Origin of the sequence: Exiguobacterium sp. BRG2 (genome assembly GCF_031844245.1) — a bacterium.
GTDB lineage: Bacteria > Bacillota > Bacilli > Exiguobacteriales > Exiguobacteriaceae > Exiguobacterium_A.
The window spans coordinates 1-1,110 of sequence record NZ_JAUZUW010000027.1; the positions used below are offsets into that span (position 1 = coordinate 1).

Genomic DNA, 1,110 nt, shown 5'->3' on the forward strand with positions numbered 1-1,110 from the left:
TCACAGAAAAGCGAGTGAAACTCAAATTAGCCTTCAGATATCCAAAAACTGGTTCCACGTCTATCTTCCGTTTCGCATAGAGGGATCCTGTTTTTTGATCTGAAAGCCATTTTTTCATCTGTTCTTTTTGTTCTTCCCATGAAGTGTTTATGTGTACCTGTCGGTGACGACCCTCTTTGGCCTTGGTACAACGGGAGCGAAACGGGCAGCCATCACACCCTTCGCTTTCATACACCTTGAAATCACGCGTGAATCCGTACTGATCTGTTCTCTTGGACATGTAACGGAATGTTACGTCCTGTCCATTAGGGCACACAAAACGATCCGACCTTTCATCATAAGACCAGTTTGCTGTGTTAAATGGATCATTGCGCCATTTTCGAGACTTTTCTTTTTCGAACATCGTATAAGGGATGAGTGGAATGCGCCCTCGGCGCATCAGAATATCCTGATAATTCTCCTGACTCCCATAGCCGGCATCCGCAACGATATGCGGTGGTAGTGGTAAATATGAGCTGATCTCATCTAAAAAGGGAAGTAACGTCCGGGCATCCGTCGGATTCGGATAAATATCATAAGCGAGTGTGTACTGTCCTTCGGTCGCGATTTGAACGTTATAGCCTGGCTTGAGTTGTCCATTTTGCATATGATCTTCCTTCATTCGCATGAACGTCGCGTCTGTGTCTGTTTTCGAATAGCTGTTCCGTCCAGCGAGCGTCCTCTTTTGGAGGGCATATCTCTGTTTCCGCTCGCTGAAATCTGTAATCACCTTTCGAAGGAGACGTGGTTCCTTCCGTTCAGAACGTAGACGTTTTCTTTCTTGGGTATCCGAACTCGCCTCGATTTTTTGGTTGATGGAAGCGATATGTGCGTCTAAAGCTTCACCCATGTGTTCGAGTTCTGAGAGAATGAGCTCGTCCGGGCTTTCTCGTTCAATTTCCGGTAGGATGTCTTGTTCGACGAGGTTGTCATAGATACGATTCGATTTGTCCACGAGAGACGAACTATGACGTTCGATCGATTTCCGCCAAACAAAGGTGTATCGGTTCGCATTCGCCTCTAGCTTTGTACCATCGATAAAGATGGCTTCTTCATTGATTTCTCCCATCT

The 1,110-nt window shown here is 46.0% G+C and carries 1 protein-coding gene; it reads right to left on the minus strand.

What is annotated here, in order from left to right; translation table 11 throughout:
* The coding region (locus tag Q9R23_RS15880; RefSeq protein ID WP_311247422.1) for an IS1182 family transposase at positions 1-1,110 on the minus strand (1,110 nt) is incomplete at both ends.